Genomic DNA, 14,816 nt, shown 5'->3' with positions numbered 1-14,816 from the left:
AATTTAAATTTACGGGGGAGGYTTAATTATGAAATTTTGGAAGTTACATGGAATAGGCAATGATTTCGTAGCTATAGATGGAAGGTTTGATAATAAGGATGCATCAGATTACTCTGATTATGCAAAAAATGTTTGTCATAGAAGATTTTCTGTAGGAGCAGATGGTTTACTTGTAGTAAAAAATTCTGATAATAGTGATATAGAAATGGTTTATTATAATGCAGATGGAAGTAGAGCTGCTATGTGTGGAAACGGATTAAGATGTTTTGTTAAGTTCGTTTATGATAATAATATAGTWAGAAAAGAAGAGTTTAGTGTTAATACATTAGATGGAATTAAAAAAGTAAAAATAAATCTTAAAGGTGAAGAAATAGATACTATAAAAGTTAATATGGGAAACGGAAGTTTCTTGTGTGAAGATATTCCTGCTATATCTAATGAAAAAATATTTATAGGTGAAAATATAGAGATATTAGATAGAATTTTTGAAGTAAACGCTATGCTTATGGGAGTTCCTCATGCTGTTATATTAGTTGATGATATAAGTTTAGAGGAAATATGTAAATATGGGCCTTTATTAGAAAAAAATAAAATTTTCCCAAAAGGAACTAATGTAAATTTTGTTAAAATAGAAGATAATAATAACATTATAGTTAACACATGGGAAAGAGGATGTGGATATACATTAGGATGTGGAACTGGAATGACAGCATCTGCAATAATATGTAATTATTTAGGAAAAGTAAATAAAAGTGTAAATGCAAAGTCTGAAGGTGGATGTGTAAAAATAGACATAGAAGATTTTGTATATATGACAGGTCCTGCTGTTAAAATATGTGAAGGAACTTTGGAGGTATAGTAAATGGCAATAAGTATGACAGGATTTGGAAGAGGAGAATATAAAGATGATAACTATCAATTTATAGTTGAATGTAAGACTATAAATCATAAGTATGCAGATATAAATATTCGTCTTCCAAGAAAATTATCATTTTTAGAAGATAAGGCAAGAATATTAATAAAAGACTATGTAAAAAGAGGTAGAGTAGATTTATATATAAAGCTTGACTTACTAGGGAGTGAAGATGTAAACTTAAAATTTGATGAAGAGTTAGCAACTCAATATGTATCTATATTAAAGCAAATAAAAGATAAGTTTGATTTAGTAGATGACATAAGTGTAATGAATATTGCAAAGTTTCCAGATGTTATAAAAACTGAAGAAAAAGAAGATGATGAAGATAAATTATGGTCAATGTTAAAAATAGCTTTAGAAAATGCTTTACTTAAGTTAAAAGAAATGAGAAGTGAAGAAGGTAAAAAGTTAGCAGAGGATATACAAAATAGATGTGATCTTCTTAAAAATTATATTGAAGAGATTGAAAAATACTCATATAATGTTGTTATTGACTATAAAGAAAAGTTAAAAAATAGAATTAGTGATATGTTAGAAGATCCTAGCATGATAGATGAAAATAGATTAGCTCAAGAGGTAGCAATATACGCTGATAAGAGCAGCATAACTGAAGAAATAGTAAGATTTAAAAGTCATATAGAGCAATTAAAAAATACTGTTATAAAAAATGAATCTATAGGAAGAAAAATAGATTTCTTAATTCAAGAAATGAATAGAGAAACAAATACTATAGGTTCAAAATCTTCTGACTTAAATATAACTAATTTAGTTGTAGAAATTAAAAGTGAGTTAGAAAAAATAAGAGAACAAATACAAAATATAGAATAATTATAAATTATTAATATATAYTTAAGACATAATTATATAACAAAATAGAAAGGAAGATATTAATGCTTGATAGAAAAGGTCTATTGTTAGTTGTATCAGGTCCATCAGGAGCTGGAAAAGGTACGATATGCAAAGCTTTATTAAACAAAAATGATGAGATAAAATTATCAGTGTCAGCTACAACAAGAAAACCAAGAAATGGAGAAGTTCATGGTGTTAATTACTTCTTTATAGAAAAAGAAGAATTTACTAAGATGATAGAAAATGGTGAATTTTTAGAGTATGCTCAAATATACGATAATTTCTATGGAACTCCAAAATCAGCTATAATAGAATGCTTAGAAAAAGGGCAAGATGTTATACTAGAAATAGAAATGCAAGGAGCAAGACAAATAAAAGAAGTTTATCCTGAAGGAGTATTTATATTTGTACTTCCACCATCATTAGAAGAATTAAAGAGTAGAATAGTAGGCAGAGGAACAGAAACTCAAGAAGAAATAGAAAAGAGATTTAGCTGTGCCTTTGAAGAGATAAACCAAATAGTTAATTATGATTACTTTATAATTAATGAAGAGATAGAAAAATCAGTTAATGATGTAGAAGCAATAATATCTGCTGAAAAAAATAAAGTTACTAGATACAAAAACAACATAATAGATAAATTTAAGGAGGAACTATAAAATGTTAAAACCATCAATAAATGAAGTATTAGATAAGATAGACAACAGATACTATTTAGTTGGAACTGTTGCAAAGAGAGCAAGAGAAATAATAGACGGTGCAGAAACTTATGTTACAACTAAAAATAGAGATAATAATAAACCAGTAACTATAGCTACTCAAGAAGTTGCTGATGATAAAATAACTTACAGAATATTAACTCAAGAAGAGATAGATAGAAAAGAAGAAGTTACGATAGAAGAACATATTACTGAAGAGGAGTAATTTATATGCTAAAGGATAAAACTGTTGTAATAGGAGTAAGTGGTGGTATAGCCGTATACAAGACTTTAGATGTTATTAGTAGGCTAAGAAAACTTGGTATAAATGTAAATGTAATAATGACAAAGAGTGCAACAGAATTTGTAACACCATTATCATTTCAATCATTAAGCCAAAATTATGTAGTTTGTGATATGTTTGAAGATCCTAAAACTTGGGATGTAGAACATATATCTTTAGCTAAGAGAGCTGATTTATTTTTAATATCACCAGCTACAGCGAACGTTATAGGTAAAATAGCAAATGGAATAGCAGACGATATGCTTACTACAACAGTTATGGCTACAAAATCTAAGGTATTAATAGCTCCTGCTATGAATACTAACATGTTTGAAAATCCTATAGTACAAAGAAATATAAATACACTAAAAGAGTTAGGATATAATTTTGTTGAACCAGAAAGTGGAAGACTTGCTTGTGGTGATACAGGAAAAGGGAAATTAGCATCTCCAGAAACTATAGTTGAAGAAGTTGTTAAATTACTTTCAAGAGAACAAGATTTAAAAGGTAAAAGTATAGTAGTAACTGCTGGACCTACTGTTGAGAGTATAGACCCAATGAGATACATAACAAATAGGTCTACTGGAAAAATGGGTTACTCAATAGCTAAGGAAGCTATAGAAAGAGGAGCATATGTTACACTTATAACAGGGCCTACAAATTTAACTCCACCACAAAATCTTAAGAAATTAATTAAAATAGAATCTGCTAATGAAATGTATGAAGCTGTTTTAGAAAACTTAAGTGAAAATGATGTAGTTATAAAGAGTGCAGCAGTAGCTGATTATAAACCTAAACATTACTCTAATAAAAAAATAAAGAAATCTAAAGATGATTTATTTATAGAATTAGATAGAAATAAAGATATAGCTCAAGAAATAGGAAAAATAAAAGAAGATAAAATATTAGTAGGGTTTGCAGCTGAAACAAATGACCTTATAGAAAATGCAAGTCTTAAAATTAAAAAGAAAAATTTAGACTTTATAGTAGCTAATGATTTAACTAAAGAAGGTGCAGGTTTTGGTGTTGATACTAATATAGTTAAAATAATAGATAAAGAAGGCAATATTACAGAATATCCTAAAATGAAAAAAGAAGAAGTAGCTAATGTTATTTTAGATAAAATAAAATTGTTACTTAATGTATAAGCATCTATATTAATAGATGCTTATATTTTTACATAATAGGATATAATTTAACTAATATATAAATTGAAATAGAGGTTAAAATATGGAAAAATATGCGAAAGTCATTGTAAGAAGTAATACTTTCCACACTGATAACTTATTTACATATAAGATACCAGAATTTTTAGAAAATCATATATGTATTGGGCATAGAGTTTTAGTTCCATTTGGTAAAGGAAATAAACCTACAGAGGCTTTTGTATTTAAAATATGTGATATTTTAGAGGAAAACATAAAGGTTAAAGAAGTAGTTGATATATTAGATGAAGATCCAATTTTTAAATTAGAAGATTTAGAACTTGTAAATTGGATGAAAAATAGATATTTATGTACGTATATTGATTGTATAAACTTAATATATCCCAAAGGATATAAATTAAATAATTATAAGGTTATAAGCTTAAGCGATGAATTATTAAAATTAGATCAAAATGAATTTGAAGATTTAATACTAAACTTAGATGAAATACAAAGAGATATAATACAAAAAATAGAAAAATCAAAAGGAAGCCTTAAAGTTGAAAAATTAAAAAAAATACCTAATATAAATTATATATTAGATAAAATGAGTAAAAAAAATTTAATACAGTTAAAGTGGGAGTATAAGAATCATAAAAATGAAAAGAATTTGTTCTATATTTCTCTTTTATTAGATTCTTGTGAAATTGATGAGTATATAAAAACAAATAAAATAAGCTTAGGTTCAAAACAAAAAGAAATAATTAGTTTTCTAAAGGAAAATAATAAAGTTGAATTAAATAATTTAATGTCTGTACTTAAGGCGTCGAAGCAAAGTATATTATCATTACAAGATAAAAACTTAATAAAAATTTATGTAGAAGATTACTATAGAAATCCAGAAAGTAGTTATACATTAGAACAAAAAGAAATAAATCTAAATAAAGAGCAACAAATGGCATGTGATAAAGTTATATCAGAAATGTTTGATGAAAATAAGAAACCATATATGATACATGGTGTAACTGGTAGTGGAAAAACTGAAGTATATATGGAAATTATAGATTATGCTTTAAAACAAGGATTAGATAGTATAGTACTAGTTCCTGAAATCGCCTTAACGCCTCAAACTATAACTAGATTTAAAAATAGGTTTGGAGATATAGTTGGTGTATTTCATAGTCAATTATCAGAAGGACAAAAGCATGATGTTTATAAAGCGATTAAATCTGGTAATATAAGAATATTAATAGGGGCAAGATCAGCTTTATTTGCACCGTTTAATAGCTTAGGAGTTATAATAATTGATGAATTTCATGAAACATCTTATAAATCAGAAAAAAATCCAAAGTTTAGTGCAATAGAAGTTGCAAAATTTATTTCAAGTAAAAATAATGTATCTTTAGTATTAGGTTCAGCAACTCCATCTATAGATGAATATTATAAAGCTAAAAATGGAGAATATAATCTTATTGAGATAAAGCAAAGAGCTAATAAAAATCCGCTTCCTAAAATTGAAGTAGTAGATATGAAGGAAGAATTAAATAAAGGTAACAAAAGTATATTTAGTTATAAACTTCAGGAAGAAATAAAAAATACAGTTAAAAATAATAACCAAGTAATATTATTTTTAAATAGAAGAGGATATGCAAGTTTTGTATCTTGTAGAAGTTGTGGATATGTATTCCAATGTGAAAATTGTGATATATCACTTACATATCATAAGGGAAAAAATATAGGAAGATGTCATTATTGTGGCTATGAAAAAGAGATACCTAAAGAATGTCCAGAGTGTAGTAGCACATATGTTAAACCTTTTGGTGTAGGTACACAAAGAATAGAAGAAGAACTTAAAATAATTTTTCCAGAACTTAAGATACTAAGAATGGATAAAGATACAACTTCAAAAAAAGGTTCACTTGAGGAAATATTAAATAAATTTAAAAATAAAGAGGCAGATATATTAATTGGAACACAAATGCTGAGTAAAGGTTTAGATTTTGATAATGTAACTTTAGTTGGAATACTATCTGCAGATATGATATTAAATTTCCCGGACTTTAAAAGTTTTGAAACTACCTTCCAATTAATAACACAAGTTTCAGGTCGTGCAGGACGATCTGATAAAGAAGGTAATGTTATTCTTCAAACTTATGATACAGATCACTATTCAATAAGAAGAGCTATTAATTATGATTTTGAAGGATTTTATGAAGATGAAATAAAAATAAGAAAAGTATTTGGATATGCTCCATTTAATAATATGATAAGTGTAGTTGTAAGTGGAGAAAATGAAAAATTAGTAAAGAAAAATATTCAAAATATGTATGATTCTATTGTATATTTACTAAAAGGTAGAGGAATAAATGATTTTGAATTTATATTAGGTCCAAATCCTTGTTCAATATCTAAGATAAATCAAAACTACAGATGGCAAATATTATTTAAAGATGATAATATTGAAATTAATTTATTAAAGGGTATAATAAAATATATATGTATAACAAAAAGAGATGTTGTGTTTAGCAAAGAGATAAACATATCAATAGACATTAACCCAAATAGCGTATTATAGGAGGAATAAAAAATGGCATTAAGAGAAATAGTTCAAATAGGAGAACCAGTTTTAAGAAAGAAAGCAAAACCTGTTGAGGTAATAGATGAAAAAATAATACAAATATTAGATGATATGGCAGAAACAATGTACAATGCAGATGGAGTAGGTCTTGCTGCACCTCAAGTTGGAATATTAAAAAGAATAGTAGTTATAGATATAGGTGACGGTATAATAGAACTTATAAACCCTGAAATAATAGAAACATCTGGAGAACAAATAGGAGAAGAAGGATGTTTAAGTGTTATAGGAGAATCAGGCGTAGTTAGAAGACCAAATGTTGTAAAAGTAAGAGCTTACAATAGAAAAGGACAATTATTTGAAATAGAAGGAGAAGAGCTTTTAGCTAGAGCATTCTGCCATGAGATAGATCACTTAGAAGGTATATTATACGTTGACAAAGTAGAAAAGTAATAGGAGCTGATAAAATGAGAGTACTATTTATGGGGACACCTGATATAGCTACTGGGTGTTTACAAAAACTAATAGATGAAAAATATGACATAATAGGTGTTGTAACTCAACCTGACAAACCTCAAAATAGAGGTAAAAAGTTAGGTATGCCACCTGTTAAGGAATTAGCTTTAAAATATGATATACCAGTATATCAACCAATTAAAGCTAGGGATGAAGATTTTGTAGAAACATTAAAAAATTTAAATCCAGATATAATAGTAGTAGTGGCATTTGGTCAAATACTTCCAAAGTCAATATTAGATATACCTAAGCTTGGATGTATAAATGTTCACGTTTCATTATTACCTAAATATAGAGGAGCAGCTCCAATAAACTGGGTAATAATAAATGGGGAAGAAAAAACAGGTGTTACGACAATGTATATGGATGAAGGTCTAGATACTGGAGATATGATATTAACAGAAGAATTTGATTTAGATGATGAAATAACAGCAGGAGAGCTTCATGATAAAATGAAGGATATAGGAGCAGATGTTTTAATAGAAACTTTAAAACAAATAGAAAATGGAACTGCACCTAGAATTCCTCAAAATCATGAAGAATTTACATATGCTCCTATGATGAATAAGTCTTTAGGTCAAATAGATTGGTCAAAAAGCGCAAGAGAAATACATAATCTTGTAAGAGGTGTAAATCCATGGCCAAGTGCTTATACTATATATGATGGATTAACTATGAAAGTATGGAAAACGGAAGTTTTAAGCGAAACTAGCGATAAAGAGCCAGGAACTATACTTAAAGTAGATAAAGATGGTATAAGAGTAAGTACTAAAGATAATATAATTTTAGTTAAAGAAATTCAAATGCCAGGTAAGAAAAGAGTACTTGTATCTGAATATATAAAAGGAAATAATATCAACGCTAATATAATATTAGGCTAGGGACATAGAGATGGAAGACATCAAAAAATATTTAATAGCTATAAGTATATTAATATCAATACTAATTTTAGGTGGAGTAATTATAAATATACTTATATCTAGTTTAACTCATATGTTTGGAGTATTAATTAATATATTAGTTATATCTATAATACTACTTATACTTTTTTCTACAGTAGTTACTTATCGTGTTATTAAAGATAAAAAGATAAGTTTAAATTTAATGAAGATAAACTTAAAATTTGTAAGTTTATTATTTAATCCAATAATTTCTATTGCATCAATTATAGGGATACCTAAAAATGATATAAGAAGAGTTTTTGTTAAATTAAATAATAGTTATATATACAGTAATACTTACAATTTTGACATTAAAGATATATTAATACTTATACCTCATTGTATACAAAAGAATAGTTGTAAGTTAAAAGTAACTAATAAAATAGAAAATTGTGTACAATGTGGCTTATGTAATGTAAGCGACTTGGTTAAACTAAAAGAAAAAACAGGAATAAACATAGTTCTAGCTACAGGTGGAACTTTAGCTAGAAAAATGATTATAGAAAATAAACCTAAAGCTGCCATAGCAGTAGCTTGTGAAAGAGACTTAACATCTGGTATTCAAGATATGAATCATATACCAGTATTAGGTGTATTTAACAAAAGACCAAACGGACCATGTATAGATACTTTTATAGACATACATGAAGTTGAAAAGGCAATAAAATTTTTAACTAATAAAAATAAATACTAAGGGAGAGTGTTTTTAATGCCATATTATGGTTACGGTGGCTATGGATACTATGGATTTGATCCAACTATTATGATATTGATTCCAGCCATAATTTTTACTATATATGCTCAATTTAAAGTAAGTTCTACAACAAGTAGATTTTTAAAAGTTAATACTCAAAGAGGTTTTACAGGAGAGCAAGTTGCAAGAAAAATACTAGAATCAAACGGACTATATAAAGTTAGAATTGAGATGGTAAGAGGTCATTTGACTGATCATTACGATCCGAGAAATCAGGTACTAAGATTATCACAAGATATATATTATGGGACATCTGTAACATCAGTAGCTGTTGCAGCTCATGAGTGTGGTCATGCTATTCAACATGCAAGAGGTTATGTGCCATTAAACTTGAGAAGTAGCTTAGTTCCAGTAGTAAACTTTGCATCAAATATATCATGGCTTTTAATTGCATTAGGATTTATTATGAGAGGTCCATTTTTAGAAATAGGTATACTTTTATTTTCAGCATCAGTTTTATTCCAAATAATAACTTTACCTGTTGAGTTTAATGCTTCAAGTAGAGCTTTAGTTCAACTTGGTAATTTGGGTATTGTAGAAGGCAAGGAGTTAAATCAAAGTAAAAGAGTACTTACTGCAGCAGCATTAACATATGTTGCAGCAGCATTAACATCGATACTTCAATTACTTAGATTATTAGCAATAGCTAACAGAGATAATGATTAAATGGAGATTGTCCTAGTTTTTCTAGGACTTTTTCTATATAAATAGAGAAGGAGACAATAGATGAAGGCAAGAGAAATAGCATTTAAGATTCTTTGTGATATAGAAGAAAATAATAATTATTCTAATATAGCGATAAATAAACATTTTAAAAATATATCACTATCAAATCAAGATAGAGGTTTAGCTACAGAAATTGTGTACGGAGTAATAGAAAATAAGTATTATTTAGATTATATTATAGATAAACTTTCAAAGATAAAGACGCAAAAGTTATCACTTTATGTTAAAATATTACTAAGAATAGGGATTTATCAGATTGCATTTTTAAATAGTATATCGGATTATGCAGCTGTAAATGAGACTGTTAATTTAGTAAAAAAATATGATAAAAGATCTAGTGGATTTGTAAATGCAATACTTAGAAATATAATAAGAAATAAAGAAGAGATATTAAAGGTAGATATAGAAAATGACGATATAATGTACTTATCTACTAAATACTCTTATAGTCCTTGGATGATAAAAAACTTTATCAATAGTTTTGGAAAAGATTTTACAGAAGATTTAATAGAAGCTAATAATGAAAAGCCAAGTATATATCTAAGAACTAATACATTAAAAATAACTAGAGATGAGCTAATAGATAGATTAAAAGAAAGTGGATTAAAAGCTCATAAAGTAGCTATAGTAGAAGAAGCTATAAGAGTTGAAAATTTAAAAGATATAGAAAATAATGATTTATTTAAAGAAGGATTATTTACAATACAAGATATAAGTTCTATGATAGCATCAAAGGTATTAAATCCTAAGGAAAATTCTATGGCTATTGATGTTTGTAGTGCTCCTGGAGGTAAAACTACACATATAGCAACACTTATGAAAAATACAGGTAAAGTAATATCAAGAGATGTATTTGAACATAAGTTAAAACTTATAAATAATACAGTTAATAGATTAGGTCTTACTAATGTAGAAGTTCAAAATTTTGATGCATCTATTTTAGATGAAAATAGTATTGATAAGTTTGATTATGTTTTAGCTGATGTTCCTTGCTCAGGCCTGGGTATAATAAGAAGAAAGCCAGAAATAAAATATAAATTAAAAAAAGAAATAAAAGATTTACCAATAATACAAAGAAAAATTTTAGATAATGCATCTAAGTATGTTAAAGTAGGTGGAAATCTTTTATACAGTACATGTACTATATTAGATAGTGAAAATATAGAAGTAATCAATAGCTTTTTAAATGAAAATAATAATTTTGAATTAGTTCCTATTGATGAAGTAAATGTAGATTTAGATAATCAAGAAAAAGGATACTTAAAAATATATCCTAATATCCATGGTATGGATGGATTCTTTATAGCAAAATTAAAAAGAGTAAGGTAGTGATAATATGAGTCAAAATAAGGTAGCATTAAAAAACTTTACAGAAGAAGAATTAAAAGAATTTATAAAATCTATTGGAGAACCTGCATTTAGAGGTAGCCAAATTTATTCTTGGATATATAAAGGTGCAAAGACTTTTGATGATATGAACAATATTCCAAAGTCTTTAAGAGAAAAACTTGAACAAGTATCTTTTATAGGTAATCTGAAAATAGAATTAAGTTTAAATTCTAAAGTTGATAAAACTAGAAAATATTTATTTGAGTTAAATGACGGAAATATAATAGAATCTGTAATGATGGACTATGAAGATAGAGTTACAGTTTGTATATCAAATCAAGTTGGATGTAGAATGGGATGTAGATTCTGTGCATCTACTTTAGATGGGTTAATAAGAAATTTAGAACCATGGGAAATTATAGACCAAATAATTAAGATACAAGAAGATACAGGAAAGAGAGTTTCAAATTTAGTTTTAATGGGAAGTGGAGAGCCTTTAGATAACTTTGAAAATACTAAGAAATTCTTAAAACTTGTAAATGATAAAAATGGTTTAAATATAGGTTATAGACATATAACATTATCTACTTGTGGTATAGCTCCTAAGATGAGAGAATTAGCAGATTTAGAAATACCTATAAACTTAGCTCTTTCTCTTCATTCACCTTATGATGAAAAAAGAAAAGAGATAATGCCAGTAGCAAAAGCATATCCTATAAAGGATATATTAGATGCATGTAAATATTACATTAAAAAAACAAATAGAAGGGTAACTATAGAATACTCTTTAATAAAAGGTGTAAATGACTCTGAAAAAGAGGCAAAAGAAATTATAAAATTATTAAAAGGAATGTTATGTCATGTTAATTTAATTCCTGTTAATAATGTTGAAGAAAGAGATTTCGAAAGACCTGATAAATCTCATATATATAGATTTAGAGATATATTAGAAAAAAATAATATACCAGCTACAGTAAGGATATCTATGGGTTCTGATATAGGAGGAGCCTGTGGACAATTAAGAAGAAAACATAAGTAGCTTTAAGGGGGTATTTTTGTGATTTATACCTGTGCATCCCATATAGGTAAAGTTAGAAAAAATAATGAAGATTACTGTAAGGGAGAGATAATAGACACAGAATTTGGATCTATAGGAATATTTGCATTAGCTGATGGAATGGGTGGCCATAACAAAGGTGAAGTTGCAAGTAAAATGGCCGTAGATAATATAATTGTTTTTCTAAAAGAAAATTTACTTCAAAGTAATAACATAAAAATAGATTATATAGATGATATAATTAAACAAGCATATAACAATGTTAATTATAAAATATATGAAAAATCTATAAGTGATATTGAATTTGAAGGAATGGGAACTACTCTTGTAGTTGCTATTATATATAAAAATAACATATATATAGCTAATGTAGGGGATAGTAGATGTTATTTATTAAATAATAATGAATTTAATAAAGTAACTATAGATCATTCAGTAGTAGAAGAGCTTGTACAAGTAAATATAATAACTGAAGAAGAAGCTAAAACTCATCCAAGACGTAATCAGATAACACGAGCTATTGGAAGTAATGAAATGGTTATAGTTGATATATTTAAAAAAGATATACAATTAAATGACAAGGTTCTTTTAACTAGTGATGGATTAACAGGATTTGTAGATGATGAAGCTATAAAAGACATATTATTGAAAGATAAGAATATAAATGATTTAGCACAAGATTTGATAAATAAGGCAAATGATGTTTCTGGAAAAGATAATATTTCAGTAATATTAATAGAAGAGAAATAGGACGGTGATAAAGTGGGAGAGACTATTTTAGGAAACAGGTATGAAATCATCCAAAAAATTGGTGATGGAGGTATGGCTTTTGTATATAAAGCTAAAGATATTTTATTAAATAGAATAGTAGCTGTGAAAGTACTTAGACCAGAATTTGTAGATGATGATGAGTTTTTAGGAAAATTTAAACGTGAGGCAGAAGCAGTAGCTAGTCTTTCACATCCTAATATAGTTAATGTATATGATGTAGGTGAAGATGGTAAGGTTCACTATATAGTAATGGAATATATTGATGGACAAAATTTAAAGGAAATCATTAAAAATGAAGGAACTTTAGATGAATATACTGCTCTTGATATAACAAAGCAAATAGCAAAGGCATTAAGTGCAGCACATAAAAAGGGGATAATTCATAGAGATATAAAGCCTCATAATATACTTATATCTAATGAAGGAAGAATAGTTAAAGTTGCTGATTTTGGTATAGCTAAAGCTGTTTCAAATTCAACTATGACTAATATTGGTAGCATAATAGGTTCTGTACATTATTTTTCACCAGAACAGGCTAAGGGAAAATCTGTAAGTAATAATGCTGACCTTTATTCTTTAGGTATAGTTTTATATGAAATGATAATAGGTAAGGTGCCTTTTAGAGGAGATAGCCCTATATCTATAGCATTACAACATATAAATGATGAAATAGAATTTACATCAGAAGAACAAGTAAATATTCCTCAAAGTGTTAGAACTATAATTAAAAAACTTACTGAGAAATCTAGTGTAGATAGATATCAAAGTGCTGAAGAAGTTATAGAGGATATTGAATATATAGAAAAAAATATAGATTTAGATTTTATAAAAGAATATGATAACTATGTTACAAAAAATATAGATATGAGAAACTTTAATAGACCAATGAATATAGAAAAGTCTAGAAAAAATGAAGAAATCGTATATGATGAAGATGAATCTGATGAGGAATATGAAGAAGAGGATTATAGACCTAAAAATAAACCAAAAAATAAAAAATCGCCAAATAAAACTAGAAAAAGATTAAAGATAGCAGTAGCTATACTTATTTTAATTTTAGCTACTCAAATATTTGTATTTGCTAAGTTTTTCTTAGGTGGATTTAGTAGTAGCAGTAATGATAATACTCTTCCTAATTTATATAACTTAACATTAGATGAAGCTCAAAGAACACTTGATAAATTAGGATTAGATATAAGAGTTAATATAGAAGATGAGTATAGTAATGAAGTTGAAAAAGGTAAAATAATATCTCAACAACCTTTATCAGGTTCTGATCTTCAGCAAGGTGATACTGTAACTATAGTATTAAGTAAAGGACCAATGAAAGGTAATATTCCGAATATAGTAGGATTTACATTAGGTGAAGCTGAAAATATACTTAAAGAAAATAAATTGTCTTTAGGTAATATAAAATATGAGTATAGCGATACATATAATGAAGGTATTGTTATAGCTCAAGATCCTAAATCTGGATCTGAAAGTAACCAAGAATGGGAAACTGTAAATGTAGTTGTTAGTAAAGGTCAAAAGGAAGAAATAGTGCAGCCGCCAGTTGAAGAACAGGTACCAGAGGAAGAAATACAACCTCCTACTACTACGCCAGACAATTCTCAAAATGGAAATACTGATATAAATAATAGTACTAATGACAATGTAAATAATGATACAAACGATGAAAATACTAATAATGAAGAAAATGATACTTCAGAAGAAAATGAAAATCAAGATACAGAGACTGATGCAAGTGAAATAAATACTGAAAGTATTCAATCAGAATCTTCTCAGTCAGAATAAAATAAATAAAAAANTAGTAAAATCTAAGAATAAGTATTAAGTTCATATTGAGACACCTTTTTTAATTACTAGGAATTTATGCTATGCAAAAAAAATATTGGTAATTTTTGTATGAAAGTAAAAAATGACATTTTGAGCAACGGATGTATCCGAAATGTTTCGCCAACGCGTTGCTCAAAGTGATAGGGAGGATATATCGTTGGCGACATGAAGTGTTTCGCCGACACGTCGCTCGAGCGAAGCGAATTTTTATTAGGGGGATAATCATGAAAAAAAGATTAGATGATTTTAGTGAGAGAAGAGCTCATTTAGCTAATTTAAGTGATGAACAGTTAAAACAAAGATTTTGGGATTTAGCATCTCAAATAGTTGATCCAATGTTAGAGCTAGGAAGAAAAAATACATCTCCATCAATAGAACGTTCAGTTTTATTAAGAATGGGATTTTCATCAATAGAAA

General features: G+C 27.3%; 14 protein-coding genes and 1 pseudogene. All 15 read left to right on the top strand.

Features of this window, described 5'->3' with window-relative positions; translation table 11 throughout:
- The first annotated feature begins 28 nt into the window (after positions 1–28).
- Positions 29–859, top strand: coding sequence for a diaminopimelate epimerase (gene dapF, locus G3997_RS07975; RefSeq protein WP_296645222.1), 831 nt, complete (start codon positions 29–31; stop codon positions 857–859).
- A gap of 3 nt (positions 860–862) precedes the next feature.
- Entirely contained in the window at positions 863–1,744 is an 882-nt protein-coding gene (locus G3997_RS07970; protein ID WP_296645220.1) for a YicC/YloC family endoribonuclease, read from the top strand.
- A 62-nt stretch (positions 1,745–1,806) separates the two neighbouring features.
- Positions 1,807–2,424, top strand: a complete 618-nt coding sequence (gmk, locus tag G3997_RS07965) for a guanylate kinase (protein ID WP_296645219.1) — start codon at positions 1,807–1,809, stop codon at positions 2,422–2,424.
- A 1-nt stretch (position 2,425) separates the two neighbouring features.
- The gene (rpoZ, locus tag G3997_RS07960) at positions 2,426–2,689 is read left to right on the top strand and encodes a DNA-directed RNA polymerase subunit omega (protein WP_296645218.1); all 264 of its coding nucleotides are present in this window, start codon (positions 2,426–2,428) and stop codon (positions 2,687–2,689) included.
- A 5-nt stretch (positions 2,690–2,694) separates the two neighbouring features.
- Positions 2,695–3,894, top strand: a complete 1,200-nt coding sequence (gene coaBC, locus G3997_RS07955; RefSeq protein WP_296645216.1) for a bifunctional phosphopantothenoylcysteine decarboxylase/phosphopantothenate--cysteine ligase CoaBC — start codon at positions 2,695–2,697, stop codon at positions 3,892–3,894.
- Positions 3,895–3,976: 82 nt separating this feature from the next.
- Positions 3,977–6,466, top strand: coding sequence for a primosomal protein N' (gene priA / locus G3997_RS07950; RefSeq protein ID WP_296645214.1), 2,490 nt, complete (start codon positions 3,977–3,979; stop codon positions 6,464–6,466).
- 12 nt (positions 6,467–6,478) lie between these two features.
- A complete protein-coding gene (def, locus tag G3997_RS07945) occupies positions 6,479–6,919 on the top strand; it encodes a peptide deformylase (protein WP_296645212.1) in 441 nt (146 codons plus the stop codon).
- 14 nt (positions 6,920–6,933) lie between these two features.
- A complete protein-coding gene (gene fmt / locus G3997_RS07940; RefSeq protein WP_296645210.1) occupies positions 6,934–7,863 on the top strand; it encodes a methionyl-tRNA formyltransferase in 930 nt (309 codons plus the stop codon).
- A gap of 10 nt (positions 7,864–7,873) precedes the next feature.
- Positions 7,874–8,617: a DUF116 domain-containing protein gene (locus tag G3997_RS07935; protein WP_296645209.1), complete on the top strand. Its 744-nt coding sequence runs from the start codon at positions 7,874–7,876 to the stop codon at positions 8,615–8,617.
- Between the two features lie 15 nt (positions 8,618–8,632).
- The gene (locus G3997_RS07930) at positions 8,633–9,343 is read left to right on the top strand and encodes a zinc metallopeptidase (protein ID WP_296645208.1); all 711 of its coding nucleotides are present in this window, start codon (positions 8,633–8,635) and stop codon (positions 9,341–9,343) included.
- A gap of 60 nt (positions 9,344–9,403) precedes the next feature.
- Complete coding sequence (rsmB, locus tag G3997_RS07925; RefSeq protein ID WP_296645207.1) at positions 9,404–10,732, top strand: 16S rRNA (cytosine(967)-C(5))-methyltransferase RsmB; 1,329 nt, start codon at positions 9,404–9,406, stop codon at positions 10,730–10,732.
- A 7-nt stretch (positions 10,733–10,739) separates the two neighbouring features.
- Positions 10,740–11,771 (top strand): 23S rRNA (adenine(2503)-C(2))-methyltransferase RlmN, encoded by a 1,032-nt coding sequence (gene rlmN / locus G3997_RS07920; RefSeq protein WP_296645205.1) that lies wholly within the window; start codon positions 10,740–10,742, stop codon positions 11,769–11,771.
- A gap of 18 nt (positions 11,772–11,789) precedes the next feature.
- Positions 11,790–12,539, top strand: a complete 750-nt coding sequence (locus tag G3997_RS07915) for a Stp1/IreP family PP2C-type Ser/Thr phosphatase (protein WP_296645204.1) — start codon at positions 11,790–11,792, stop codon at positions 12,537–12,539.
- Between the two features lie 12 nt (positions 12,540–12,551).
- Positions 12,552–14,357 (top strand): Stk1 family PASTA domain-containing Ser/Thr kinase, encoded by a 1,806-nt coding sequence (gene pknB / locus G3997_RS07910; RefSeq protein WP_296645203.1) that lies wholly within the window; start codon positions 12,552–12,554, stop codon positions 14,355–14,357.
- A 266-nt stretch (positions 14,358–14,623) separates the two neighbouring features.
- Positions 14,624–14,815 (top strand): annotated as a pseudogene (oraS, locus tag G3997_RS07905) (D-ornithine 4,5-aminomutase subunit OraS); the annotation flags it as partial.
- Position 14,816: the final 1 nt, after the last annotated feature.

Source organism: Romboutsia sp. 13368, from assembly GCF_018336475.1.
Taxonomy (GTDB): Bacteria; Bacillota; Clostridia; order Peptostreptococcales; family Peptostreptococcaceae; genus Romboutsia.
Note: the sequence above shows the minus strand (reverse complement) of the source record. Positions and strands in the feature narration are given on the sequence as shown.

What these genes read in the sequence shown, in the direction of transcription:
- G3997_RS07930 (WP_296645208.1), top strand. Translation starts at nt 8,633, where the DNA reads ATGCCATATTATGGTTACGGTGGCTATGGATACTATGGATTTGATCCA.
- coaBC (WP_296645216.1), top strand. Translation starts at nt 2,695, where the DNA reads ATGCTAAAGGATAAAACTGTTGTAATAGGAGTAAGTGGTGGTATAGCC.
- priA (WP_296645214.1), top strand. Translation starts at nt 3,977, where the DNA reads ATGGAAAAATATGCGAAAGTCATTGTAAGAAGTAATACTTTCCACACT.
- def (WP_296645212.1), top strand. Translation starts at nt 6,479, where the DNA reads ATGGCATTAAGAGAAATAGTTCAAATAGGAGAACCAGTTTTAAGAAAG.
- G3997_RS07970 (WP_296645220.1), top strand. Translation starts at nt 863, where the DNA reads ATGGCAATAAGTATGACAGGATTTGGAAGAGGAGAATATAAAGATGAT.
- fmt (WP_296645210.1), top strand. Translation starts at nt 6,934, where the DNA reads ATGAGAGTACTATTTATGGGGACACCTGATATAGCTACTGGGTGTTTA.
- G3997_RS07935 (WP_296645209.1), top strand. Translation starts at nt 7,874, where the DNA reads ATGGAAGACATCAAAAAATATTTAATAGCTATAAGTATATTAATATCA.
- rsmB (WP_296645207.1), top strand. Translation starts at nt 9,404, where the DNA reads ATGAAGGCAAGAGAAATAGCATTTAAGATTCTTTGTGATATAGAAGAA.
- rpoZ (WP_296645218.1), top strand. Translation starts at nt 2,426, where the DNA reads ATGTTAAAACCATCAATAAATGAAGTATTAGATAAGATAGACAACAGA.
- rlmN (WP_296645205.1), top strand. Translation starts at nt 10,740, where the DNA reads ATGAGTCAAAATAAGGTAGCATTAAAAAACTTTACAGAAGAAGAATTA.
- gmk (WP_296645219.1), top strand. Translation starts at nt 1,807, where the DNA reads ATGCTTGATAGAAAAGGTCTATTGTTAGTTGTATCAGGTCCATCAGGA.